Raw genomic sequence first — 24,268 nt, 5'->3', positions numbered from 1 at the left:
GGCATCATTTGATGCCCTTTTTGCACGCTTTCACACCAGAACCTGGCTCATCAGTGATTTTTTTTGTCATAATCATTGCTGAGACAGGCTCTGAAGAGGGCGTTTAGTCCGAAACGCACCAGAGCATTTCGGTTTGGATCGCCTCGCTTACGCGGGGTGAAAATATTTGTAGAATACTTCTGACAGGTTGGTTTATGAGTGCGAATACCGAAGCTCAAGGAAGCGGGCGCGGCCTGGAAGCGATGAAGTGGGTTGTTGTCGCTGTATTGCTGCTTGTAGCTATCGTTGGCAACTACCTCTATCGTGACATGATGCTGCCGCTGCGTGCGCTGGCCGTAGTGATTCTGATTGCCGCAGCGGGTGGTGTCGCGCTGTTGACAACAAAAGGTAAAGCGACCGTTGCTTTTGCCCGTGAAGCGAGAACCGAAGTCCGTAAGGTCATTTGGCCAACTCGCCAGGAAACATTGCACACCACATTAATTGTGGCTGCGGTTACCGCAGTAATGTCACTGATCCTGTGGGGACTGGATGGTATTCTGGTTCGCCTGGTATCCTTTATCACTGGCCTGAGGTTCTAAGATGTCTGAAGCCCCTAAAAAGCGCTGGTACGTCGTTCAGGCGTTTTCCGGTTTTGAAGGCCGCGTAGCCACGTCGCTGCGCGAATATATCAAGTTACAAAATATGGAAGAGCTGTTTGGCGAAGTCATGGTGCCGACCGAAGAAGTGGTCGAAATCCGTGGTGGCCAGCGTCGCAAGAGCGAACGTAAATTCTTCCCGGGCTATGTACTGGTCCAGATGGTGATGAATGACGCAAGCTGGCACCTGGTGCGTAGCGTGCCGCGTGTGATGGGCTTTATCGGCGGTACATCTGACCGTCCGGCGCCGATCAGCGACAAAGAAGTTGATGCGATCATGAACCGTCTGCAGCAGGTTGGTGATAAACCGCGTCCGAAAACGATGTTTGAGCCAGGTGAAATGGTTCGCGTTAGTGACGGTCCGTTTGCTGACTTTAACGGCGTGGTTGAAGAAGTGGACTACGAGAAGTCCCGCCTGAAAGTCTCTGTTTCTATCTTTGGTCGTGCGACCCCGGTAGAACTGGACTTTGCCCAGGTAGAAAAAGCCTAAACAGCGATCAAAAAAGCGGCGATTTAATCGTTGCACAAGGCGCGAGATTGGAATACAATTTCGCGCCTTTTGTTTTTATGGGCCCTGTCCGTAAAACGAATTTAATCACGGGGAGCCTCCTTGAGGCGCTATAACCCAACTAGAGGAATTTAGAATGGCTAAGAAAGTCCAGGCCTACGTCAAGCTGCAGGTTGCAGCTGGTATGGCTAACCCGAGTCCGCCGGTAGGTCCAGCACTGGGTCAACAAGGCGTGAACATCATGGAATTCTGCAAAGCGTTCAACGCAAAAACTGATTCCATGGAAAAAGGTCTGCCGATCCCGGTTGTTATCACCGTTTACGCTGACCGTTCTTTCACTTTCGTTACCAAAACGCCTCCGGCAGCAGTTCTGCTGAAGAAAGCGGCTGGTATCAAGTCTGGTTCCGGTAAGCCGAACAAAGACAAAGTGGGTAAAATTTCCCGCGCTCAGCTGCAGGAAATCGCGCAGACCAAAGCTGCCGACATGACTGGTTCCGACATTGAAGCGATGACTCGCTCCATTGAAGGTACTGCACGTTCCATGGGCCTGGTAGTGGAGGACTAAGAAATGGCTAAACTGACCAAGCGTATGCGCGTGATCCGTGACAAAGTTGATGCAACTAAACAGTACGACATCAACGAAGCTATTGCTCTGCTGAAAGAGCTGGCCACTGCTAAATTCGTAGAAAGCGTAGACGTTGCCGTTAACCTCGGCATCGATGCTCGTAAATCTGACCAGAACGTACGTGGTGCAACTGTACTGCCGCACGGTACTGGCCGTTCCGTTCGCGTAGCCGTATTTGCCCAGGGCGCAAACGCTGAAGCTGCTAAAGCTGCAGGCGCTGAGCTGGTAGGTATGGAAGATCTGGCTGACCAGATCAAGAAAGGCGAAATGAACTTTGACGTTGTTATTGCTTCCCCGGATGCAATGCGCGTTGTTGGCCAGCTGGGTCAGGTTCTGGGTCCGCGCGGCCTGATGCCAAACCCGAAAGTTGGTACTGTAACCCCTAACGTTGCTGAAGCGGTTAAGAACGCTAAAGCAGGTCAGGTTCGTTACCGTAACGACAAAAACGGCATCATTCACACTACCATCGGTAAAGTGGATTTTGACGCTGACAAACTGAAAGAAAACCTGGAATCTCTGCTGGTTGCGCTGAAAAAAGCGAAACCGACTCAGGCTAAAGGCGTGTACATCAAGAAAGTTAGCATCTCCACCACCATGGGTGCTGGTGTTGCCGTTGATCAGTCCGGTCTGACTGCGACTGTGGCGAACTAATATTCGCCTTTACGTGGGCGGTGATTTTGTCTACAATCTTACCCCCACGTTTCTGCTAATTGCAGACGTATATCCGAGATATTCAGGCTGTGGCAAGGCGACAACTGAGTGAATCGCCAGGAGCATAGTTAACTATGTGACTGGTGTGAACGAAGGCAGTCAACGCCGGCACAGATTGAATAGCGACAGATAGACAAGATTTGTTCGTTGGAGCCTGGCCTATCCAGGCCTCCGTCGAAGACCGCAGGTGTTTCGTAAGAAACTTAATGCCCTGCGTAGACGGTGACAGAACGCTAAGATTATTTCTGATACTCTGGCTTGTTTCTGCTCACCGTATTTAGACGCTCTCTCCGTTGGGGAGAGTGAAGTGAGTTCCGGAACATGAGTTCCGGCAAACATCCAGGAGCAAAGCTAATGGCTTTAAATCTTCAAGACAAACAAGCGATTGTTGCTGAAGTCAGCGAAGTAGCCAAAGGCGCGCTGTCTGCAGTAGTTGCGGATTCCCGTGGCGTAACTGTAGATAAAATGACTGAACTGCGTAAAGCAGGTCGTGAAGCTGGCGTATACATGCGTGTTGTTCGTAACACCCTGCTGCGCCGCGTCGTTGAAGGTACTCAGTTCGAGTGCCTGAAAGACACGTTTGTTGGTCCGACCCTGATTGCATACTCTATGGAACATCCGGGCGCTGCTGCTCGTCTGTTCAAAGAGTTCGCGAAAGCGAATGCAAAATTTGAGGTCAAAGCCGCAGCCTTTGAAGGTGAATTGATCCCGGCATCGCAAATCGATCGCCTGGCAACTCTGCCGACCTACGAAGAAGCAATTGCACGCCTGATGGCAACCATGAAAGAAGCTTCGGCTGGCAAACTGGTTCGTACTCTGGCTGCTGTACGCGATGCGAAAGAAGCTGCTTAATCGCAGTTATCTTTCTCAAGCATCTGCTTACGTATAAACTTATTCTGATTTTCAGGAACAATTTAAATGTCTATCACTAAAGATCAAATCATTGAAGCAGTATCCGCTATGTCCGTAATGGACGTTGTAGAACTGATCTCTGCAATGGAAGAAAAATTCGGTGTTTCCGCTGCTGCTGCTGTAGCTGTAGCTGCTGGCCCGGCTGAAGCTGCTGAAGAAAAAACTGAATTCGACGTAATTCTGAAAGCTGCTGGCGCTAACAAAGTTGCTGTTATCAAAGCAGTACGTGGCGCAACTGGCCTGGGTCTGAAAGAAGCTAAAGACCTGGTAGAATCTGCTCCGGCTGCCCTGAAAGAAGGCATCAGCAAAGACGACGCAGAAGCACTGAAAAAATCTCTGGAAGAAGCTGGCGCTGAAGTTGAAGTTAAATAAGCCAACTTTTCTGGTTGCAGCCTAAGAAATTAGGCTGATGGCTGGTGACTTTTTAGTCACCAGCCTTTTTGCGCTGTAAGGCGCCAGTAGCATTTCACACTGTTTGACTACTGCTGTGCCTTTCAATGCTTGTTTCTATCGACGTCTTAATATACTGCGACAGAGCATCAGTTCTGTGTAAATCGCAATGAAATGGTTTAAGCGTGATAGCAACAGGCATTGCGGAAAGTATTCGATTTTCCGGTCAACAAAATAGTGTTGCACAAACTGTCCCTTCGTCGGACAGATGGGTCGACTTGTCAGCGAGCTGAGGAACCCTAATGGTTTACTCCTATACCGAGAAAAAACGTATTCGTAAGGATTTTGGTAAACGTCCACAAGTGTTGGACATACCTTATCTCCTTTCTATCCAGCTTGACTCGTTTCAGAAGTTCATCGAGCAAGATCCTGAAGGGCAGTATGGTCTGGAAGCAGCTTTCCGTTCCGTTTTCCCGATTCAGAGCTACAGCGGTAATTCCGAGCTGCAATACGTCAGCTACCGCCTTGGCGAACCGGTGTTTGACGTTCAGGAATGTCAGATCCGTGGCGTGACCTATTCCGCACCGCTGCGCGTAAAACTGCGTCTGGTGATCTACGAGCGCGAAGCGCCGGAAGGCACCGTAAAAGACATTAAAGAACAAGAAGTCTACATGGGCGAAATTCCGCTCATGACTGACAACGGTACCTTTGTAATCAATGGTACTGAGCGTGTTATCGTTTCTCAGCTGCACCGTAGTCCTGGCGTTTTCTTTGACTCCGACAAAGGTAAAACCCACTCTTCGGGTAAAGTGCTGTATAACGCGCGCATCATCCCTTACCGTGGTTCCTGGCTGGACTTCGAATTCGATCCGAAGGACAACCTGTTCGTACGTATTGACCGTCGCCGTAAACTGCCTGCGACCATTATTCTGCGTGCACTGAACTACACCACTGAGCAGATCCTTGACCTGTTCTTTGAAAAAGTTGTTTTCGAAATTCGCGACAACAAGCTGCAGATGGAACTGGTGCCGGAACGCCTGCGTGGTGAAACCGCCTCCTTTGACATTGAAGCTAACGGCAAAGTCTACGTCGAAAAAGGCCGTCGCATCACTGCGCGCCACATTCGCCAACTGGAAAAAGACGATATCAAACATATCGAAGTTCCGGTTGAATACATTGCTGGTAAAGTTGCGGCTAAAGACTACGTTGACGAATCTACTGGCGAGCTGATCTGCGCAGCTAACATGGAGCTGAGCCTGGATCTGCTGGCTAAGCTGAGCCAGTCTGGTCACAAGCGTATCGAAACGCTGTTCACTAACGATCTGGACCACGGTCCGTACATTTCTGAAACTGTACGCGTCGACCCAACCAACGATCGTCTGAGCGCGCTGGTAGAAATCTACCGCATGATGCGCCCTGGTGAGCCGCCGACTCGTGAAGCTGCTGAAAGCCTGTTCGAGAACCTGTTCTTCTCCGAAGACCGCTATGACCTGTCTGCGGTCGGTCGTATGAAGTTCAACCGTTCTCTGCTGCGCGACGAAATCGAAGGTTCCGGTATCCTGAGCAAAGACGACATCATCGAAGTGATGAAGAAGCTCATCGATATCCGTAACGGTAAAGGCGAAGTCGATGATATCGACCACCTCGGCAACCGTCGTATCCGTTCCGTAGGCGAAATGGCGGAAAACCAGTTCCGCGTTGGCCTGGTACGTGTTGAGCGTGCGGTGAAAGAGCGTCTGTCTCTGGGCGATCTGGATACCCTGATGCCTCAGGATATGATCAACGCCAAGCCGATTTCTGCAGCAGTGAAAGAGTTCTTTGGTTCCAGCCAGCTGTCTCAGTTTATGGACCAGAACAACCCGCTGTCTGAGATTACGCACAAACGTCGTATCTCTGCACTCGGCCCAGGCGGTCTGACCCGTGAACGCGCAGGCTTCGAAGTTCGAGACGTACACCCGACTCACTACGGTCGCGTATGTCCAATCGAAACGCCTGAAGGTCCGAACATCGGTCTGATCAACTCCCTGTCCGTGTATGCACAGACTAACGAATACGGCTTCCTCGAGACTCCGTACCGTAAAGTGACCGACGGTGTTGTAACTGACGAAATTCATTACCTGTCTGCTATCGAAGAAGGCAACTACGTTATCGCTCAGGCGAACTCCAACCTGGATGACGAAGGCCACTTTGTAGAAGATCTGGTTACCTGCCGTAGCAAAGGCGAATCCAGCTTGTTCAGCCGTGATCAGGTTGACTACATGGACGTATCCACCCAGCAGGTGGTATCCGTCGGTGCGTCCCTGATCCCGTTCCTGGAACACGATGACGCCAACCGTGCATTGATGGGTGCGAACATGCAACGTCAGGCGGTTCCGACTCTGCGCGCTGATAAGCCGCTGGTTGGTACCGGTATGGAACGTGCTGTTGCCGTTGACTCCGGTGTTACTGCAGTTGCTAAACGTGGCGGTACTGTTCAGTACGTGGATGCTTCCCGTATCGTTATCAAAGTTAACGAAGACGAGATGTACCCGGGCGAAGCAGGTATCGACATTTATAACCTGACCAAATACACCCGTTCTAACCAGAACACCTGTATCAACCAGATGCCTTGCGTATCTCTGGGCGAGCCGGTTGAACGTGGTGATGTGCTGGCAGACGGTCCGTCCACCGACCTCGGTGAACTGGCGCTGGGCCAGAACATGCGCGTGGCATTCATGCCATGGAATGGTTACAACTTCGAAGACTCCATCCTCGTATCCGAGCGTGTTGTCCAGGAAGACCGTTTCACCACCATCCACATTCAGGAACTGGCATGTGTGTCCCGTGACACCAAGCTGGGGCCAGAAGAGATCACCGCTGACATCCCTAATGTGGGTGAAGCTGCACTCTCCAAACTGGATGAATCCGGTATCGTTTATATCGGTGCGGAAGTGACCGGTGGCGACATTCTGGTTGGTAAGGTAACGCCGAAAGGTGAAACCCAACTGACGCCAGAAGAGAAGCTGCTGCGTGCGATCTTCGGTGAGAAAGCGTCTGACGTTAAAGACTCTTCTCTGCGCGTGCCAAACGGTGTTTCCGGTACGATTATCGACGTTCAGGTCTTTACTCGCGATGGCGTAGAAAAAGACAAACGTGCGCTGGAAATCGAAGAGATGCAGCTGAAGCAGGCGAAAAAAGACCTGTCTGAAGAACTGCAGATCCTCGAAGCTGGCCTGTTCAGCCGTATCTACGCTGTGCTGGTTTCTGGTGGTGTTGAAGCTGAGAAGCTCGACAAACTGCCGCGTGACCGCTGGTTAGAACTCGGCCTGACCGACGAAGAAAAACAGAATCAGCTGGAACAACTGGCTGAGCAGTACGACGAACTGAAACACGAATTCGAGAAAAAACTCGAAGCGAAGCGCCGTAAAATCACTCAGGGCGATGATCTGGCACCGGGCGTGCTGAAGATTGTTAAGGTTTATCTGGCGGTTAAACGTCGGATCCAGCCTGGTGATAAGATGGCAGGTCGTCACGGTAACAAGGGTGTAATCTCTAAGATCAACCCGATCGAAGATATGCCACACGATGCTAACGGTACGCCGGTAGATATCGTACTGAACCCGCTGGGCGTACCATCGCGTATGAACATCGGTCAGATCCTTGAAACCCACCTGGGTATGGCTGCAAAAGGTATCGGCGATAAGATCAACGCCATGCTGAAACAGCAACAGGAAGTCGCGAAACTGCGCGAATTCATCCAGCGTGCTTACGATCTGGGTTCAGATGTTCGTCAGAAAGTTGACCTGAATACCTTCAGTGATGAAGAAGTTCTGCGTCTGGCTGAAAACCTGAAAAAAGGTATGCCGATCGCAACGCCGGTATTCGACGGTGCGAAAGAGTCTGAAATCAAGGAACTGTTACAGCTGGGTGGCCTGCCGACTTCCGGTCAGATCACACTGTTCGACGGTCGTACCGGTGAGCAGTTCGAGCGCCAGGTTACCGTTGGCTACATGTACATGCTGAAACTGAACCACCTGGTTGATGACAAGATGCATGCGCGTTCTACCGGTTCTTACAGCCTGGTTACTCAGCAGCCGCTGGGTGGTAAGGCGCAGTTCGGTGGTCAGCGCTTCGGGGAGATGGAAGTGTGGGCGCTGGAAGCATATGGCGCAGCATACACCCTGCAGGAAATGCTCACCGTTAAGTCTGATGACGTGAACGGTCGTACTAAGATGTATAAAAACATCGTGGACGGCAACCATCAGATGGAACCAGGCATGCCGGAATCCTTCAACGTACTGTTGAAAGAGATTCGTTCGCTGGGTATCAACATCGAGCTGGAAGACGAGTAACTCTCGATCAAACAGGTCACTGGTGCTGGCGTAGCAGCCAGCGCCAGATTGTGCTAACTCCGACGGGAGCAAATCCGTGAAAGATTTATTAAAGTTTCTGAAAGCGCAGACTAAAACCGAAGAGTTTGATGCGATCAAAATTGCTCTGGCCTCGCCAGACATGATCCGTTCATGGTCTTTCGGTGAAGTTAAGAAGCCGGAAACCATCAACTACCGTACGTTCAAACCTGAACGTGACGGCCTTTTCTGCGCCCGTATCTTTGGGCCGGTAAAAGACTACGAGTGCCTGTGCGGTAAGTACAAGCGCCTGAAACACCGTGGTGTGATCTGTGAGAAGTGCGGCGTTGAAGTGACCCAGACTAAAGTACGCCGTGAGCGTATGGGCCACATCGAGCTGGCGTCTCCGACTGCTCACATCTGGTTCCTGAAATCTCTGCCGTCCCGTATCGGTTTGCTGCTTGATATGCCGCTGCGTGATATCGAACGCGTACTGTACTTCGAATCTTATGTGGTTATCGAAGGCGGTATGACTAACCTGGAACGTCAACAGATCCTGACTGAAGAGCAGTATCTGGACGCGCTGGAAGAGTTCGGTGACGAATTTGACGCGAAGATGGGTGCGGAAGCAATCCAGGCCCTGCTGAAGAGCATGGATCTGGAGCAAGAGTGTGAAACTCTGCGCGAAGAGCTGAACGAAACCAACTCCGAAACCAAGCGTAAGAAGCTGACCAAGCGTATCAAACTGCTGGAAGCCTTCGTACAGTCTGGCAACAAGCCAGAGTGGATGATCCTGACCGTTCTGCCGGTTCTGCCGCCAGATCTGCGTCCGCTGGTTCCGCTGGATGGTGGTCGTTTCGCAACGTCGGATCTGAACGATCTGTATCGTCGCGTTATCAACCGTAACAACCGTCTGAAGCGTCTGCTGGATCTGGCTGCGCCGGACATCATCGTACGCAACGAAAAACGTATGCTGCAGGAAGCGGTTGACGCCCTGCTGGATAACGGTCGTCGCGGTCGTGCGATCACCGGTTCTAACAAACGTCCTCTGAAATCTTTGGCCGACATGATCAAAGGTAAGCAGGGTCGTTTCCGTCAGAACCTGCTCGGTAAGCGTGTTGACTACTCCGGTCGTTCTGTAATCACCGTAGGTCCATACCTGCGTCTGCATCAGTGCGGCCTGCCGAAGAAAATGGCACTGGAACTGTTCAAACCGTTCATCTACGGCAAGCTGGAACTGCGTGGCCTGGCCACCACCATCAAAGCCGCTAAGAAAATGGTTGAGCGTGAAGAAGCTGTCGTTTGGGATATCCTGGACGAAGTTATCCGCGAACACCCGGTACTGCTGAACCGTGCACCAACACTGCACCGTCTGGGTATCCAGGCATTTGAACCGGTACTGATCGAAGGTAAAGCTATCCAGCTTCACCCGCTGGTTTGTGCGGCATATAACGCCGACTTCGATGGTGACCAGATGGCTGTTCACGTACCGCTGACGCTGGAAGCCCAGCTCGAAGCGCGTGCGCTGATGATGTCTACCAACAACATCCTGTCTCCGGCGAACGGCGAACCTATCATCGTTCCGTCTCAGGACGTTGTATTGGGTCTGTACTACATGACCCGTGACTGTGTTAACGCCAAAGGCGAAGGCATGGTGCTGACTGGCCCGAAAGAAGCTGAGCGTATCTATCGCGCAGGTCTGGCCTCTCTGCATGCGCGCGTTAAAGTGCGTATCACTGAATACGAAAAAGATGAAAACGGCGAATTCGTTGCGCACACCAGTCTGAAAGACACGACCGTTGGTCGCGCCATTCTGTGGATGATCGTACCGAAAGGTCTGCCTTTCTCCATCGTCAACCAGGCGCTGGGCAAGAAAGCTATCTCCAAAATGCTGAACACCTGTTACCGCATTCTGGGCCTGAAGCCGACCGTTATCTTCGCTGACCAGACAATGTACACCGGCTTTGCTTATGCAGCGCGTTCAGGTGCATCTGTTGGTATTGATGACATGGTCATCCCAGAGAAGAAACACGAGATCATCTCTGAAGCGGAAGCTGAAGTTGCTGAGATCCAGGAGCAGTTCCAGTCTGGTCTGGTAACCGCGGGCGAACGCTATAACAAAGTTATCGATATCTGGGCTGCGGCGAACGATCGTGTATCCAAAGCGATGATGGATAACCTGCAAACCGAAACCGTTATTAACCGTGACGGCGTAGAAGAGCAGCAGGTTTCCTTCAACAGCATCTACATGATGGCCGACTCCGGTGCGCGTGGTTCTGCAGCACAGATTCGTCAGCTGGCCGGTATGCGTGGTCTGATGGCGAAGCCAGATGGCTCCATCATCGAAACGCCAATCACCGCGAACTTCCGTGAAGGTCTGAACGTACTCCAGTACTTCATCTCTACTCACGGTGCGCGTAAAGGTCTGGCGGATACCGCACTGAAAACAGCGAACTCCGGTTATCTGACTCGTCGTCTGGTCGACGTTGCGCAGGACCTGGTTGTTACTGAAGACGATTGCGGCACTCTGGAAGGCATCACCATGACCCCGGTTATCGAGGGTGGTGATGTTAAAGAGCCGCTGCGCGATCGCGTTCTGGGTCGTGTGACTGCTGAAGACGTTCTGAAGCCGGGTACGGCGGATATTCTGGTTCCACGCAACACGCTGCTGCACGAACAGTGGTGTGACCTGCTGGAAGAGAACTCCGTTGACTCCGTCAAAGTCCGTTCTGTTGTATCTTGTGACACCGACTTTGGTGTATGTGCGCACTGCTACGGTCGTGACCTGGCGCGTGGCCACATCATCAACAAAGGTGAAGCAATCGGCGTTATCGCGGCACAGTCCATCGGTGAACCGGGTACACAGCTGACGATGCGTACGTTCCACATCGGTGGTGCGGCATCTCGTGCGGCTGCTGAATCCAGCATTCAGGTGAAAAACAAAGGTAGCATCCGTCTGAGCAATGCGAAGTCGGTTGTGAACTCCAGCGGCAAACTGGTTATCACCTCACGTAACACCGAACTGAAACTGATCGACGAATTCGGCCGTACCAAAGAAAGCTATAAAGTGCCTTACGGCTCCGTTATGGCGAAAGGTGATGGCGAACAGGTTGCTGGCGGCGAAACCGTAGCAAACTGGGATCCGCACACCATGCCGGTTATCACCGAAGTGAGTGGTTTTGTCCGCTTCACTGACATGATCGACGGCCAGACCATTACTCGTCAGACCGACGAGCTGACCGGTCTGTCTTCTCTGGTGGTTCTGGATTCTGCAGAGCGTACTGCGGGTGGTAAAGACCTGCGTCCGGCACTGAAAATTGTTGATGCTCAGGGCAACGACGTTCTGATCCCAGGCACCGATATGCCTGCTCAGTACTTCCTGCCGGGTAAAGCGATTGTTCAGCTGGAAGATGGCGTACAGATCAGTTCTGGTGACACCCTGGCGCGTGTTCCGCAGGAATCCGGCGGTACCAAGGATATCACCGGTGGTCTGCCGCGCGTTGCTGACCTGTTCGAAGCACGTCGTCCGAAAGAGCCGGCAATCCTGGCTGAAATCAGCGGCATCATTTCCTTCGGTAAAGAAACCAAAGGTAAACGTCGTCTGGTTATCACCCCGGTAGACGGTAGCGAACCGTACGAAGAGATGATTCCGAAATGGCGTCAGCTCAACGTGTTCGAAGGTGAACGTGTAGAACGTGGTGACGTTGTTTCCGACGGTCCGGAAGCGCCGCACGACATCCTGCGTCTGCGTGGTGTGCATGCTGTAACTCGTTACATTGTTAACGAAGTTCAGGACGTATACCGTCTGCAGGGTGTTAAGATTAACGATAAACACATCGAAGTTATCGTTCGTCAGATGCTGCGTAAAGCCACCATCGAAAGCGCTGGTAGCTCCGACTTCCTGGAAGGCGAGCAGGTTGAATACTCCCGCGTCAAGATCGCTAACCGCGAGCTGGAAGCGAACGGCAAAGTGGGTGCAACGTTCTCCCGCGATCTGCTGGGTATCACCAAAGCGTCTCTGGCAACCGAGTCCTTCATCTCTGCAGCATCGTTCCAGGAAACCACGCGTGTCCTGACCGAAGCCGCTGTTGCAGGTAAACGTGATGAACTGCGCGGTCTGAAAGAGAACGTAATCGTGGGTCGTCTGATCCCGGCAGGTACCGGTTACGCGTACCACCAGGATCGTATGCGCCGTCGCGCAGCGGGCGAACTGCCAGCTGCACCGCAGGTGACTGCTGAAGATGCGTCTGCCAGCCTGGCAGAACTGCTGAACGCAGGCCTGGGCGGTTCTGACAACGATTAATCGTTGCCGACCATAATAAAAAACCCGCTTCGGCGGGTTTTTTTATGTCCAGGTTTATTTCTGATGGCGCTTATCTGGTCTATGAGGCTACGAAGCCATCCGGCAGTGTCATTAATTTACCGGCGGTAACCGCCGATAAAGCTCAATCATATCTCCCGCCAAATCCTGAATCACCATCGCGTTCATCAGGTGATCCTGCGAATGGACGGTGATGAGATTAACCGGTAGCTTGCCGGTTCCTTCGTCAATTCCGATCAGCTGGGTCTGGATTTTATGCGCTTGTTTAACGTACTCGCGTGATTCCGTCATCGCTTGTTCTGCACCGGAGAAATCACCTTTACGCGCCAGTTGCAATGCCGTCAGGGCCTGGCTGCGTGCAGCGCCAGCGTTTACCAATAACTCCATGATGATCGTTTCTAACTCTTCCATACCATCACTCCAGTAGTTTCAGCGCCTTGTCCAGTACCGCATCGCCTTTCATCATGCCGTAATCCATCATGTCTATAACGGCGACCTTTTTGCCTAGTGGGTCGGCGATCGCCTGTAGCTTGGCCTGTTCATACTTAACCTGTGGACCGAGCAAAACGATATCCGCTGTAGCGATATTCTCTTCAAACTCGGCCACCGGGACGGCTTTGATAGTGACGTCGACGCCTTTTTTCTGGGCGGCATCTTTCATCCTTTGCACCAGCATGCTGGTGGACATTCCGGCGGCACAGCATAAAACGATGTTTTTCATAAGCAGTCTCGATCAACATGTGTGAGTTGATAATTATCGCGAGCCAGCTATAGCAACAACTGCTTTGCAACGATTGTGTGCAAGGCATCACAAAGAAAGCCACTTTTTCTGAAACCGGTTACAAAAAGAGGTCAAACCCTGCGATCTGGACCGGGACCAGCGGCTTTTTGACTCGCTTATCACATGCTGGAATATATAATTACTGTCAATAAAGACATGTTATAAAAAACAGTATTGACAGCGTTTTTTAAACCCGTATGTTAATACTTAACAGCGGAGAAATTGTAGTTTGCTGTTAACGTAGTAAGTGTTAGTAGAGCTTGATTGGGGTTTGCGATAAAGGCCACGAAGTATTTTTGTATGGGATAGTCGATGCTGAAAACGCTATTTTTTCACCTCGACAATGCTTTCAGGCCACGTAGTTGATATATCTAATCGCAAAAAATCAGTAAAACGCGACGATGTAACGCCATGATTTAATAGTAATTGTTCGTGATTTCTGCTTTTTAGTTATCACGAGGGAAATAAGGCAACGCATCAAAGAGTATGTGTCGCGAGGGGAAGTGTACTTGTTTAGGTCACCAGCCTTGAGTTCTATTATCAAGCGGGTGGAATGTGTTTAACGGTAAATAGAGGAAAGCTTTAGTTAGTATCAATATCCAATATTATCTGTAGTAAACGTGTACATTTTAAAGTAGTACCATCAGCAGTATTAAATCGTTAAGTTTATTAATGTTAAATTTGAAGTGTGTAGTAACGTAAAGCCCTGACTGCAATAGTCGGGGCTTTTGTTCATTGTAGATCAAGCTGTTATCCAGGATGCTTAGCCGCGTTGGTTCAACATTGCATCACTCAGTGGGTATTAAAAAAATTAATGCTTGCTTAATGATTAGAAGTAGGTCTACTATAGCGGCATCGGTTTGGAACACAGACCTTATGCAAGCAGTTTTAGTAAAGCAGTTCTCAGTTCAAGCGTTATCCTCAGATACTCTTCTTCATGAGCCTCCTCCCTAAGTGCCCCATAAGTTAATTTCTGCAAAACAGGCCATCTTCGCTGCATAAGCGGCTCAAAAACATGAAAGGAAGTATCTATGTCTAACAAAATGACTGGTTTAGTAAAATGGTTTAACTCTGATAAAGGCTTCGGCTTTATCACTCCTCAGGACGGTAGCAAGGATGTGTTTGTGCATTTTTCCGCTATCCAGAGTAACGATTTTAAAACGTTAGACGAAGGTCAAAAGGTGGAGTTCTCCGTGGAGAATGGCGCTAAAGGCCCGTCTGCTGTTAACGTTGTCGCGCTGTAAACGCCGATAATTTCACGAAGGCTTACGATAGCGATGAAGGCCAGAGCCCGAGCAGTTAAGCACCAGTGAAGAAAAAACCCGCGAAAGCGGGTTTTTTTGTTTATGCGATAGCGTTGGACTTAGGGCATCTGTGCCGCGCGTCCCAGATAGCTGTCCCAGTCTTTCCACACGGGCTGTAATCCCTGCGCCATCAGTGCTTCAGCAACGGCTTCCGGGCGACGATCGTCGTGCGGGGAGAACTGTTCCAGTTCGGGGTGGTTATCGGCATAACCACCGGGCTGGGTTTTTGAGAAGGCGCTGACGTTGTTGATCGCCAACGGGATCACATGGTCACGAAACCATGGCGATTCGCGGGTGGAGAGCGACAGCTCAATTTCTGGTGCCAGTAAACGAAACGCGCAAATGGTCTGGACCAACTGTCGCTCATCCATGATCGATGCAGGCTCAACGCCTCCGGTGCATGGGCGCAGGCGAGGGAAGGAGATAGAGTAGCGGCTCTGCCAGTAATGCTGCTGCATCCACAGCAGATGTTCAGCTACCATATAGCAGTCAACCCGCCAGCTGTCGGACAAACCAATCAACGCGCCAAGACCGATTTTGTCGATCCCTGCGCGGCCCAGCCGGTCCGGCGTTTCCAGTCGCCAGAAGAAATCCTGCTTTTTCCCCTTCAGATGGTGGCGGGCGTAAATCGCCTCATGATAGCTCTCCTGATACACCATCACGCCATCCAGCCCCAGCGTCTTCAGCTCCGCATATTCAGCCTCTGACAGCGGCTGTACTTCCATCTGTAAAGAGGCAAACTGGCGGCGAATGGCAGGCAAATGGCGACGAAAGTAATCCATCCCCACTTTGGCCTGATGTTCACCGGTGACCAGTAGCAGATGCTCAAAGCCCAGCTCACGGATAGCCGCACACTCACGTTGTATCTCATCTTCGTCCAGCGTTTTGCGTTTGATACGGTTGCTCATCGAAAAACCGCAGTAGGTGCAGTCGTTGGCACAAAGGTTGGAGAGATACAACGGCACGTAAAAGCTCACCGTGTTGCCAAAACGCTGGCGGGTGAGCTTTTGCGCCCGTTGCGCAAGCGGCTCCAGATAATCGGCGGCGGCAGGAGAGAGCAATGCCATCAGATCGTCGCGACTAAGATGCGAAGCGTTGAGGGCGCGCTCCACGTCAGCGGCGGTTTTACCGTTGATGCGCAGGCGGATGTCGTCCCAGTCCAGCTGTCGCCAGCGGTCGCTGAACGTTTTCATGCGAAGGCCTCCAGGAATCCGGTTAGCGGGCTGGTGGGATTTGCCTGCCAGCTTTTGCTTCCAGGTACCGCCTGGCGCGCCAAAAGGCCTGCTTCAACTGCCAGACGGAAAGCGGTGGCCATCATTACCGGGCTGTCGGCTACCGCGATTGCCGTGTTGACCAAAACCGCGTCGGCGCCCATTTCCAGCGCCTGCGTGGCGTGGCTGGGGACGCCGATGCCTGCATCAACCACCACCGGCACGGTCGCCTGTTGGATAATAATCTCCAGCATCGCTTTGGTTTCCAGCCCCTGGTTGGAGCCGATAGGCGCGCCGAGCGGCATCACCGCCGCGCAGCCCACGTCTTCCAGCCGCTTGCACAGTACCGGATCCGCGCCGCAGTAGGGCAGCACCACAAAGCCCTGTTTCACCAGCGCTTCGGCAGCTTTTAGTGTTTCAATCGGATCCGGCAATAGCCAGCGGGCATCCGGGTGGATTTCTAATTTCAGCCAGTTTGTGCCCAGCGCTTCACGCGCCAGTTGGGCGGCGAAAATCGCCTCTTCAGCGGTTTTCGCTCCGGAGGTGTTAGGCAGCAGCGTCACGCCCGCGTCGATAAGCGGGGCCAGAATGGCATCGTTATGCTGGCGCAAATCCACGCGCTTCATGGCCAGCGTCACCAACTGGCTGCCGGAGGCGCGAATCGCCTCGACCATCAGCTGCGATGAGGCAAATTTTCCGGTACCGGTGAACAGATGTGAATCAAACGTTTTGTCGGCAATACGTAACATATCAACCCCCTGCAATAACCTGAAAAAGCAGGATCTGGTCGCCTTCCTGCACGATTTGCTGCTGCCACTGCTCGCGCGGCAGGATCTGCTGATTGAGCGCCAGCGCCGCGCCCGGTTTAAGCTGATTAAGCTCGGTGAGCAGCCCGCTGACGGTTTGTCCCTCGGCGCACTGCATCGGCTCATCATTGAACTGAATCTGCATGTTGCCCTCCACATACCGGGCAGCCGCTGGCACGTCGTAGTGCGAAGCTGCGCCACTGGCTGGTTTTACCGTCAAACAGGCGTAACTCGCCACTGGGCGTCGCAATGCCGCTAAGCAGTTTGATGGCTTCCAGCGCCTGCAAGGTGCCCATCACGCCGACAACCGGGCCGACGATACCGGCGGTACGGCAGTTGCGTTCAGGCTCTACATCATCCGGCCACAGGCAGCGGTAACAACCTTGCTCCCACGGTGGCGTGAGCACCATCAACTGGCCGCCGAAACCGACGGCGCTGGCGGTAACCAAAGGTGTATTCAGCGACACGCAGGCGGCGTTAATTTCCTGACGCGTGGCCATGTTGTCGGTACAGTCGAGCACCACGTCGGCACGCGCTACCGCATGCCGGAGCGCATCGCCTTTCAGTCGCTGCTGGAGCGATACCAGTTCGATATCCGGGTTGAGCCGCGTCAGGCGCTGCTGGGCAATCTGCGATTTTGAACGCGCGATATCATCAGTGGTAAACAGGATCTGGCGCTGCAGATTGCTCAAATGAATGTCGTCATCGTCTACCAGCGTCAGTTTGCCGATACCTGCTCCCGCCAGATACAGCGCGGCAGGCGAACCTAACCCGCCTAAACCGATAATCAGCACATGGCTGTCGAGCAGCTTTTGTTGGCCCTCAATCGCGATATCGCCGAGCAGGATCTGCCGGCTGTAGCGCATAAAGTCGCGGTCATTCATCGCCGACTCCCGCTATGTCGAGCAGCTGCGCCGTGGCTGCCTGCCAGTCGGCCGCCTGGGTAATGGCGCTGACCACGGCAATGCTGCCAACACCGGTCGCCAGCACCGATGGTGCACGTCCCAGGCTGATGCCGCCGATGGCGACGGTCGGGTAATCGGCCAGTCGGTTAATATGGCTTGCCAGCTGCGTCAGCCCCTGCGGGGAGGAAGGCATCTGCTTGGTTTGCGTGGGGAAAACGTGGCCGAGTGCGATATAAGAAGGCTTAGCCGCCAGCGCGACGTCGATCTCCATATCATCGTGAGTGGATACACCCAGGCGCAGCCCCGCCGCCTGAATCGCCTTCAGATCGGTGGTTTCAAGGTCTTCCTGGCCCAGATGCACGCCGTAAGCGTTGTGCTTAATCGCCAGCCGCCAGTAGTCGTTGATAAACAGGCGGGCGTCATAGCGACGCCCCAGTTCAATGGCGGCCATGACGTCGGCTTCCACCTCTTCATCACGCTTATCTTTAATGCGCAGTTGGATCGTGCGTACGCCCGCCTGCAGCAGGCGTTCAATCCACGCCACGCTGTCCACCACCGGGTAAAGCCCGAGGCGGAACGGCACGGTCGGGAAATCAGGCTGGTACATTATGCCTCCTCTTTTTTGAGGTAGATTTCACCGCCTTTGGCGCGGAAGTTCTCCGACATATCTGCCATTCCCACTTCAATAGTCTGCGCGGCGGCGTAGTCGCGTACTTCCTGGCTGATTTTCATTGAGCAAAACTTCGGCCCGCACATCGAGCAGAAGTGGGCGACCTTGCCGGACTCCTGCGGCAGGGTTTCATCGTGGTAGGCGCGGGCGGTGAACGGGTCGAGTGCGAGGTTAAACTGGTCTTCCCAGCGGAATTCGAAGCGCGCTTTCGACATCGCGTTATCGCGGATCTGCGCGCCCGGGTGGCCTTTGGCTAAATCCGCGGCGTGAGCGGCAATCTTGTAGGTGATCAGCCCTTGCTTCACGTCTTCTTTGTTCGGCAGGCCGAGGTGCTCTTTCGGCGTGACGTAGCACAGCATCGCGCAGCCAAACCAGCCGATCATCGCCGCGCCAATGCCTGAGGTGAAGTGGTCATAGCCCGGCGCGATATCTGTCGTTAACGGCCCTAAGGTGTAGAACGGCGCTTCGTGGCAGCTCTCCAGCTCTTCGGTCATGTTGCGTTGGATCATATGCATCGGCACATGCCCTGGGCCTTCAATCATCACCTGCACGTCGTATTCCCAGGCGATTTTGGTTAGCTCGCCCAGCGTATGCAGTTCGGAGAACTGCGCTTCGTCGTTGGCATCCTGAATCGAACCCGGGCGCAGGCCGTCACCGAGAGAGAGCGAGACGTCGTAGGCGGCGCAGATTTCGCAAATCTCGCGGAAATGTTCGAACAGGAAGTTCTCTTTGTGATGAGAAAGGCACCATTTCGCCATAATTGAACCGCCGCGCGAGACAATTCCGGTCAGGCGTTTAGCGGTCATCGGCACGTAGCGCAGCAGCACGCCAGCATGAATGGTGAAGTAGTCGACGCCCTGTTCGGCCTGTTCCAGCAACGTATCGCGGAACGCTTCCCAGGTGAGATCTTCGGCGATCCCATTGACCTTCTCCAGCGCCTGGTAGATCGGTACGGTGCCGATCGGCACCGGGCTGTTACGCAGGATCCACTCGCGGGTTTCGTGAATATAGCGACCGGTGGAGAGGTCCATCACCGTATCTGCGCCCCAGCGGGTCGACCACACCAGTTTTTCGACCTCTTCTTCGATAGAGGAAGTGACCGCCGAGTTACCGATGTTGGCATTCACCTTCACCAGGAAGTTGCGGCCGATGATCATCGGCTCGGATTCCGGGTGGTTGATGTTGGCGGGAATAATCGCCCGGCCCGCAGCGACTTCATCACGCACGAATTCCGGGGTGATATTTTCCGGCAGACGAGCGCCAAAGTTCATCCCCGGATGCTGGTGGCGCAGCACTTCACTACGAATACGCTCGCGGCCCATATTTTCACGGATGGCGATAAACTCCATCTCCGGCGTGACGATCCCCTGACGGGCGTAGTGCAGTTGGGTCACGCGCTTACCGGCTTTGGCGCGCTTTGGCGTCAGCAGGCCGCTGAAACGCAGCTCGTCCAGGCCATCGTCGGCCAGGCGCTCTTTGGTGTAAGCGGAGCTGCGGTCGTCTAATTCTTCGCTGTCGTTACGCGCCGCAATCCACGGCTGGCGCAGTTTCGCCAGGCCCTGCTGGACGTTAATCGCCACGTCAGGATCGCCATATGGCCCGGAGGTGTCGTACACCGGCACGGCTTCGTTGTCTTCAAATTGCGGGTTGTCTTTGCTGCCGCTAATCAGCGTCGGGCTAAGCTGGATTTCGCGCATCGGAATGCGGATATCCGGCTGCGAACCGGTAATATAAATGCGTTTTGAGTTAGGGAAGGCGGTCCCTTCCAGGGTATCGATAAAGTGTTGGGCTTGCGCGCGCTGTTCGCGGCGTGATGGTTTAGTAGTGGCAGACATAGCTCATTCCAAAAAAGTAAGGACGTGGCTTGTCAGACGACGGATGAAGCAAGAGAGGCGATCGCCCAAAGGCGAACGGTTGTAGATTGACTCTTGTTCCCTTCGCAGGTCTTAACCTGATCAGGTTCCGCGGATCCCGAATTAACGGTCTCAGCCTTTTCCACGTCATCCTTCGCGCTGCCTCTTTGTTGGCTTCGTCCGCTCACTCCAGCCACTTACTTAGGTAAGCTCCTGGAGATTCACTGACTTGCCGCCTTGACGCATCACGAATGCTTTTGTGGAAAATAAGCACTCCGACAAGAAGTAACCTCAGTAAAGAGGTAATGAATGTAAACTACGCGTTAATGCGACAAATCTCAAGCAGGACGTTTGAGAGTGCCACTCTCGTGCATCGCATCAAATACCAGCATGATCAGCTTATCTTCGAGCACGAACCGGGCTTCCAGCGCTTCGCCGAGATCCGATAAAACCTTTTGAAACTCAAGGAAGTTATCATGATCAATCGCAGTTTCCAGGCTGGAGTCATAGTAGTCCATGATCAGCTGCGTATTGGCTTCCAGCAGCGGCCAAATTTTTGTGGCTTTTAAAAGCTGCCCGTTCCCTTCCAATTTATGGAGAATACGTTCATAAATACTGAAGTGTCCGGTGGAGAGGTAATCGACCAGGCTCTGACAAAAATCATCCAGCGCCTTTTCATTGAGTCGCATGTACGATTCTTTGCCAGGCTTAATGCCAACCAGATTGTAGTAAGCCACGAGCAGGTGCTTACGTACATGTAGCCAGCGATCAACCAGTTTATTACTTCCTCCGACGTGCTCCGTCAGGCTTTCCAGCTGGTTTAGCATGATTGACTCCGCAAGATGGTGTTTAGGAACTGCTCACCCGTAAATGTAAAAATAATGTAAACAACATGCCTGTGAAGCAAAGGTTGCGCAAGAGATATGGATCGTATAATTGAAAAATTAGATAGCGGCTGGTGGATTGTCAGTCATGAGCAAAAGTTATGGTTACCTCATGGCGAGCTACCTTATGGCGACGCAGCCCGTTTTGATCTGATTGGTCAGCGCGCGCTGCCAATAGGCGAGTGGGAAGGGGAAACTGTCTGGCTGGTGCAGCAGCAGCGTCGACACGATATGGGGTCGGTGCGCCAGGTCATTGACCAGGACGTTGGCCTGTTTCAACTGGCCGGACGAGGCGTACAGCTGGCGGAGTTTTACCGCTCGCATAAATTCTGCGGTTACTGCGGCCATCCCATGCACCCGAGTAAAACGGAGTGGGCGATGCTCTGTAGTCACTGCCGTGAACGTTATTATCCTCAAATTGCTCCCTGCATAATCGTCGCTATTCGCCGAGATGATTCCATCCTGCTCGCCCAACATGTTCGCCATCGCAACGGCGTGCATACCGTGCTGGCGGGTTTTGTCGAAGTGGGCGAGACCCTCGAGCAGGCGGTGGCGCGTGAAGTCATGGAAGAGAGCGGCATTAAGGTGAAAAACCTGCGTTATGTCACTTCTCAGCCGTGGCCGTTCCCACAGTCTTTGATGACCGCATTTATGGCGGAGTATGATAGCGGCGAAATCGTCATCGACCCGAAAGAGCTGCTGGAAGCGAACTGGTATCGCTATGACGATTTACCGCTCTTGCCCCCGCCGGGTACTGTCGCGCGTCGATTGATTGAAGATACTGTGGCAATGTGTCGGGCTGAGTACGAGTAAAGAGCGAGTGGTGATACACTGATGGACTGACGCAATAAGGAACTGCAAAAATGACCGAACTGAAGAACGATCGTTATCTGCGTGCGCTGCTGCGCCAGCCCGTTGATGTCACTCCGGTATGGATGATGCGCCAGGCAGGCCGTTATCTACCGGAATACAAAGCTACCCGTGCCGAAGCGGGCGATTTTATGGCGCTGTGCAAAAATGCCGAGCTGGCCTGCGAAGTCACGCTGCAGCCGCTGCGTCGCTATGAACTTGATGCCGCGATCCTCTTCTCCGATATCCTGACGATCCCGGATGCGATGGGACTCGGGCTGTATTTTGAAGCAGGAGAAGGTCCACGCTTCACCTCTCCGATTACCAGCAAGGCTGACGTCGACAAACTGCCGATCCCGGACCCGGAAGATGGGCTTGGATACGTGATGAACGCGGTGCGCACTATCCGCCGTGAACTGAAAGGCGAAGTGCCGCTGATCGGCTTCTCCGGTAGCCCGTGGACGCTGGCGACCTACATGGTTGAAGGCGGCAGCAGCAAAGCCTTCACCGTGATTAAAAAGATGATGTATGCCGACCCTAAAGCGCTGCATCTGCTGCTTGATAAGCTGGCGAAGAGCGTCACGCTGTACCTGAACGCGCAGATCAAAGCGGGCGCGCAGTCGGTGATGATTTTCGATACCTGGGGCGGTGTGCTGACCGGTCGCGATTATCAGCAGTTCTCCCTGTACTACATGCACAAAATCGTCGATGGCCTGCTACGCGAGAACGAAGGTCGTCGCGTACCTGTGACCCTGTTTACCAAAGGCGGTGGTCAGTGGCTGGAAGCGATGGCGGAAACCGGCTGTGATGCGTTAGGTCTCGACTGGACCACTGACATTGCTGATGCGCGTCGTCGTGTAGGTCATAAAGTGGCGCTACAGGGCAATATGGATCCGTCCATGCTGTATGCACCGCCAGCCCGCATCGAAGAAGAGGTGGCGACAATTCTGGCCGGATTCGGTCAGGGCGAAGGGCATGTCTTTAACCTGGGCCACGGCATTCATCAGGACGTCCCGCCAGAACATGCGGGTGTCTTTGTGGAGGCGGTACATCGGTTGTCCGAACAGTACCACCGCTAAGGAGTCATTATGGATCTCGCGTCATTACGCGCGCAGCAGCTTGAACTGGCCTCTTCATTGATCCGCGAGGATCGTCTGAAGAACGATCCGCCGGATCTGATCGGCGGGGCGGACGTTGGGTTTGAGCAGGGTGGCGAAGTGACGCGAGCCGCGATGGTCTTACTGAAGTATCCCACGCTTGAACTGGTTGAATACAAGGTGGCGCGCATCGCCACTACCATGCCCTACATTCCCGGTTTTCTCTCCTTTCGTGAAACCCCCGCGCTGATGGCCGCCTGGCAACTGCTCTCGCACAAGCCAGATCTGCTGTTCGTTGACGGGCACGGCATTTCGCACCCGCGCCGTCTGGGCGTGGCCAGCCATTTTGGCCTGCTGGTGGACGTCCCAACGATTGGTGTGGCGAAAAAACGGCTGTGTGGCAAGTTTGAACCGCTCGCTGCTGAACCCGGTGCGCTAGTGCCATTGCTGGATAAAGGCGAACAGCTGGCATGGGTCTGGCGCAGCAAAGCGCGCTGTAACCCGTTGTTTATCTCTACGGGCCACCGCGTGAGTATGGACAGCGCACTGGCGTGGGTACAACGCTGTATGAACGGCTATCGTCTGCCGGAACCAACGCGCTGGGCAGATGCGGTGGCATCCGAACGCCCGGCTTTTACGCGGCTTGCAGCAAAAGCGCCCCATATCGGGTAAACTGCGGCTAATTTCCGTATTTGAGAACTCATCATGTTACAAAATCCGATTCACCTACGTCTGGAGAAGCTGGAAAGCTGGCAGCACGTCACATTTATGGCCTGTCTGTGCGAACGCATGTACCCGAATTACGCCATGTTCTGCAAGCAAACTGAATTTGGCGATGGACAGATTTACCGCCGAATTCTGGATCTGATTTGGGAAGCGCTGACGGTTAAAGACGCGAAAATCAATTTCGACAGCCAGTTGGAAAAGTTTGAAGAGGCCATTCCTTCTGCAGACGATTACGATCTGTACGGCGTTTATCCGGCGATTGATGCCTGTGTGGCATTAAGCGAACTGATGCATTCACGTCTTAGCGGTGAAACGCTGGAGCATGCAATTGAAGTTAGTAAAGCTTCGATTACGACGGTAGCGATGCTGGAAATGACCCAGGCTGGTCGCGAAATGACCGATGAAGAGCTCAAAGAGAACCCTGCCGTTGAGCAAGAATGGGATATTCAGTGGGAAATTTTCCGACTTTTAGCCGACTGTGAAGAACGCGATATTGAGCTGATAAAAGGGCTGCGTGCAGACCTGCGCGAGGTTGGCGAGAGCAATATTGGTATAAATTTTCAGCAATGACACCACAAAACGTGATTTAACGCCTGATTTGTCGTGCCTGAAGGCTTCCCATCCGCCCCCGGTCTGGTCTACATTTGGGGGGCGAAAAAAAGTGGCTATCGGTGCGTGTATGCAGGAGAGTGCTTTTCTGGCATTTCCGTCGCACTCGATGCTTAGCAAGCGATAAACACATTGTAAGGATA

The 24,268-nt window shown here is 53.1% G+C and carries 22 protein-coding genes and 1 riboswitch; of the genes, 13 read left to right on the top strand and 9 right to left on the bottom strand.

Annotation, left to right across the window (positions count from 1 at the left end; translation table 11 throughout):
• The first annotated feature begins 194 nt into the window (after positions 1-194).
• The 8 genes from secE (at position 195) to rpoC (ending at position 12,412) form a co-directional block, all read left to right on the top strand.
• A complete protein-coding gene (gene secE, locus GFB57_RS03235; RefSeq protein WP_003033128.1) occupies positions 195-578 on the top strand; it encodes a preprotein translocase subunit SecE in 384 nt (127 codons plus the stop codon).
• Between the two features lies 1 nt (position 579).
• The gene (gene nusG, locus GFB57_RS03230) at positions 580-1,125 is read left to right on the top strand and encodes a transcription termination/antitermination protein NusG (protein WP_003033125.1); all 546 of its coding nucleotides are present in this window, start codon (positions 580-582) and stop codon (positions 1,123-1,125) included.
• Positions 1,126-1,279: 154 nt separating this feature from the next.
• A complete protein-coding gene (gene rplK / locus GFB57_RS03225) occupies positions 1,280-1,708 on the top strand; it encodes a 50S ribosomal protein L11 (RefSeq protein ID WP_003033122.1) in 429 nt (142 codons plus the stop codon).
• 3 nt (positions 1,709-1,711) lie between these two features.
• Positions 1,712-2,419: a 50S ribosomal protein L1 gene (gene rplA, locus GFB57_RS03220; protein ID WP_003033119.1), complete on the top strand. Its 708-nt coding sequence runs from the start codon at positions 1,712-1,714 to the stop codon at positions 2,417-2,419.
• A 414-nt stretch (positions 2,420-2,833) separates the two neighbouring features.
• Positions 2,834-3,331: a 50S ribosomal protein L10 gene (gene rplJ, locus GFB57_RS03215; protein ID WP_001207203.1), complete on the top strand. Its 498-nt coding sequence runs from the start codon at positions 2,834-2,836 to the stop codon at positions 3,329-3,331.
• A gap of 66 nt (positions 3,332-3,397) precedes the next feature.
• A complete protein-coding gene (gene rplL, locus GFB57_RS03210; RefSeq protein WP_003033114.1) occupies positions 3,398-3,763 on the top strand; it encodes a 50S ribosomal protein L7/L12 in 366 nt (121 codons plus the stop codon).
• A gap of 320 nt (positions 3,764-4,083) precedes the next feature.
• A complete protein-coding gene (gene rpoB / locus GFB57_RS03205; protein ID WP_003033111.1) occupies positions 4,084-8,112 on the top strand; it encodes a DNA-directed RNA polymerase subunit beta in 4,029 nt (1,342 codons plus the stop codon).
• A gap of 76 nt (positions 8,113-8,188) precedes the next feature.
• A complete protein-coding gene (gene rpoC, locus GFB57_RS03200) occupies positions 8,189-12,412 on the top strand; it encodes a DNA-directed RNA polymerase subunit beta' (RefSeq protein ID WP_003033107.1) in 4,224 nt (1,407 codons plus the stop codon).
• 111 nt (positions 12,413-12,523) lie between these two features.
• On the opposite strand, the gene GFB57_RS03195 is transcribed toward rpoC, so the two are convergent.
• A complete protein-coding gene (locus GFB57_RS03195) occupies positions 12,524-12,841 on the bottom strand; it encodes a PTS lactose/cellobiose transporter subunit IIA (protein WP_003033104.1) in 318 nt (105 codons plus the stop codon).
• 4 nt (positions 12,842-12,845) lie between these two features.
• Entirely contained in the window at positions 12,846-13,151 is a 306-nt protein-coding gene (locus tag GFB57_RS03190; protein WP_003033102.1) for a PTS sugar transporter subunit IIB, read from the bottom strand.
• 1,091 nt (positions 13,152-14,242) lie between these two features.
• Here GFB57_RS03190 and cspG point away from each other — a divergent pair.
• On the top strand, positions 14,243-14,455 hold the full coding sequence (cspG, locus tag GFB57_RS03185; protein WP_003033098.1) for a cold shock protein CspG: 213 nt from the start codon (positions 14,243-14,245) through the stop codon (positions 14,453-14,455).
• 119 nt (positions 14,456-14,574) lie between these two features.
• Here the strand turns inward: cspG and thiH are convergent, their stop codons facing one another.
• The 7 genes from thiH to GFB57_RS03150 form a co-directional block, all read right to left on the bottom strand.
• Complete coding sequence (thiH, locus tag GFB57_RS03180) at positions 14,575-15,708, bottom strand: 2-iminoacetate synthase ThiH (RefSeq protein WP_003033093.1); 1,134 nt, start codon at positions 15,706-15,708, stop codon at positions 14,575-14,577.
• Positions 15,705-16,475: a thiazole synthase gene (gene thiG, locus GFB57_RS03175; protein WP_003033091.1), complete on the bottom strand. Its 771-nt coding sequence runs from the start codon at positions 16,473-16,475 to the stop codon at positions 15,705-15,707. Before thiG ends, thiH begins: the two co-directional genes overlap by 4 nt.
• A 1-nt stretch (position 16,476) precedes the next feature.
• A complete protein-coding gene (gene thiS, locus GFB57_RS03170) occupies positions 16,477-16,677 on the bottom strand; it encodes a sulfur carrier protein ThiS (protein ID WP_003033088.1) in 201 nt (66 codons plus the stop codon).
• A complete protein-coding gene (locus GFB57_RS03165) occupies positions 16,658-17,416 on the bottom strand; it encodes a HesA/MoeB/ThiF family protein (protein WP_003033085.1) in 759 nt (252 codons plus the stop codon). The genes thiS and GFB57_RS03165 overlap by 20 nt, the downstream gene beginning before the upstream one ends.
• Positions 17,409-18,044 (bottom strand): thiamine phosphate synthase, encoded by a 636-nt coding sequence (gene thiE, locus GFB57_RS03160; protein ID WP_003033082.1) that lies wholly within the window; start codon positions 18,042-18,044, stop codon positions 17,409-17,411. Before thiE ends, GFB57_RS03165 begins: the two co-directional genes overlap by 8 nt.
• Positions 18,044-19,942, bottom strand: a complete 1,899-nt coding sequence (gene thiC / locus GFB57_RS03155) for a phosphomethylpyrimidine synthase ThiC (RefSeq protein WP_003033079.1) — start codon at positions 19,940-19,942, stop codon at positions 18,044-18,046. The genes thiE and thiC overlap by 1 nt, the downstream gene beginning before the upstream one ends.
• Before the next feature lie 80 nt (positions 19,943-20,022).
• Positions 20,023-20,248: riboswitch (TPP riboswitch) on the bottom strand.
• 50 nt (positions 20,249-20,298) lie between these two features.
• The gene (locus GFB57_RS03150; protein ID WP_003033077.1) at positions 20,299-20,787 is read right to left on the bottom strand and encodes an Rsd/AlgQ family anti-sigma factor; all 489 of its coding nucleotides are present in this window, start codon (positions 20,785-20,787) and stop codon (positions 20,299-20,301) included.
• Between the two features lie 96 nt (positions 20,788-20,883).
• Between GFB57_RS03150 and nudC the strand changes: the two genes are divergently transcribed.
• Genes nudC through GFB57_RS03130 form a run of 4 tightly spaced genes read left to right on the top strand, consistent with a single transcriptional unit; the run spans position 20,884 to position 24,086 of the window.
• Positions 20,884-21,657 (top strand): NAD(+) diphosphatase, encoded by a 774-nt coding sequence (nudC, locus tag GFB57_RS03145; protein WP_003033074.1) that lies wholly within the window; start codon positions 20,884-20,886, stop codon positions 21,655-21,657.
• Positions 21,658-21,707: 50 nt separating this feature from the next.
• Entirely contained in the window at positions 21,708-22,772 is a 1,065-nt protein-coding gene (gene hemE / locus GFB57_RS03140) for a uroporphyrinogen decarboxylase (protein WP_003033073.1), read from the top strand.
• A gap of 9 nt (positions 22,773-22,781) precedes the next feature.
• Positions 22,782-23,462: a deoxyribonuclease V gene (gene nfi / locus GFB57_RS03135; RefSeq protein ID WP_003033072.1), complete on the top strand. Its 681-nt coding sequence runs from the start codon at positions 22,782-22,784 to the stop codon at positions 23,460-23,462.
• Positions 23,463-23,495: 33 nt separating this feature from the next.
• On the top strand, positions 23,496-24,086 hold the full coding sequence (locus GFB57_RS03130; protein ID WP_003033071.1) for a YjaG family protein: 591 nt from the start codon (positions 23,496-23,498) through the stop codon (positions 24,084-24,086).
• Positions 24,087-24,268: the final 182 nt, after the last annotated feature.

Origin of the sequence: Citrobacter sp. S39 (assembly GCF_009495675.1) — a bacterium.
In the GTDB taxonomy this organism is placed as follows: Bacteria; Pseudomonadota; Gammaproteobacteria; order Enterobacterales; family Enterobacteriaceae; genus Citrobacter; species Citrobacter freundii.
The sequence above is the reverse complement of the archived record's forward strand: the minus strand, read 5'-3'. Positions and strand labels throughout refer to the sequence as shown.

Coding starts and splice junctions, on each gene's coding strand:
- thiC (WP_003033079.1), bottom strand. CDS start 19,942: ATGTCTGCCACTACTAAACCATCACGCCGCGAACAGCGCGCGCAAGCC.
- secE (WP_003033128.1), top strand. CDS start 195: ATGAGTGCGAATACCGAAGCTCAAGGAAGCGGGCGCGGCCTGGAAGCG.
- thiG (WP_003033091.1), bottom strand. CDS start 16,475: ATGTTACGTATTGCCGACAAAACGTTTGATTCACATCTGTTCACCGGT.
- rplK (WP_003033122.1), top strand. CDS start 1,280: ATGGCTAAGAAAGTCCAGGCCTACGTCAAGCTGCAGGTTGCAGCTGGT.
- nfi (WP_003033072.1), top strand. CDS start 22,782: ATGGATCTCGCGTCATTACGCGCGCAGCAGCTTGAACTGGCCTCTTCA.
- cspG (WP_003033098.1), top strand. CDS start 14,243: ATGTCTAACAAAATGACTGGTTTAGTAAAATGGTTTAACTCTGATAAA.
- hemE (WP_003033073.1), top strand. CDS start 21,708: ATGACCGAACTGAAGAACGATCGTTATCTGCGTGCGCTGCTGCGCCAG.
- GFB57_RS03150 (WP_003033077.1), bottom strand. CDS start 20,787: ATGCTAAACCAGCTGGAAAGCCTGACGGAGCACGTCGGAGGAAGTAAT.
- nudC (WP_003033074.1), top strand. CDS start 20,884: ATGGATCGTATAATTGAAAAATTAGATAGCGGCTGGTGGATTGTCAGT.
- rpoB (WP_003033111.1), top strand. CDS start 4,084: ATGGTTTACTCCTATACCGAGAAAAAACGTATTCGTAAGGATTTTGGT.
- thiH (WP_003033093.1), bottom strand. CDS start 15,708: ATGAAAACGTTCAGCGACCGCTGGCGACAGCTGGACTGGGACGACATC.
- GFB57_RS03190 (WP_003033102.1), bottom strand. CDS start 13,151: ATGAAAAACATCGTTTTATGCTGTGCCGCCGGAATGTCCACCAGCATG.
- rplJ (WP_001207203.1), top strand. CDS start 2,834: ATGGCTTTAAATCTTCAAGACAAACAAGCGATTGTTGCTGAAGTCAGC.
- nusG (WP_003033125.1), top strand. CDS start 580: ATGTCTGAAGCCCCTAAAAAGCGCTGGTACGTCGTTCAGGCGTTTTCC.
- rplA (WP_003033119.1), top strand. CDS start 1,712: ATGGCTAAACTGACCAAGCGTATGCGCGTGATCCGTGACAAAGTTGAT.
- GFB57_RS03195 (WP_003033104.1), bottom strand. CDS start 12,841: ATGGAAGAGTTAGAAACGATCATCATGGAGTTATTGGTAAACGCTGGC.
- GFB57_RS03165 (WP_003033085.1), bottom strand. CDS start 17,416: ATGAATGACCGCGACTTTATGCGCTACAGCCGGCAGATCCTGCTCGGC.
- rplL (WP_003033114.1), top strand. CDS start 3,398: ATGTCTATCACTAAAGATCAAATCATTGAAGCAGTATCCGCTATGTCC.
- thiS (WP_003033088.1), bottom strand. CDS start 16,677: ATGCAGATTCAGTTCAATGATGAGCCGATGCAGTGCGCCGAGGGACAA.
- thiE (WP_003033082.1), bottom strand. CDS start 18,044: ATGTACCAGCCTGATTTCCCGACCGTGCCGTTCCGCCTCGGGCTTTAC.
- GFB57_RS03130 (WP_003033071.1), top strand. CDS start 23,496: ATGTTACAAAATCCGATTCACCTACGTCTGGAGAAGCTGGAAAGCTGG.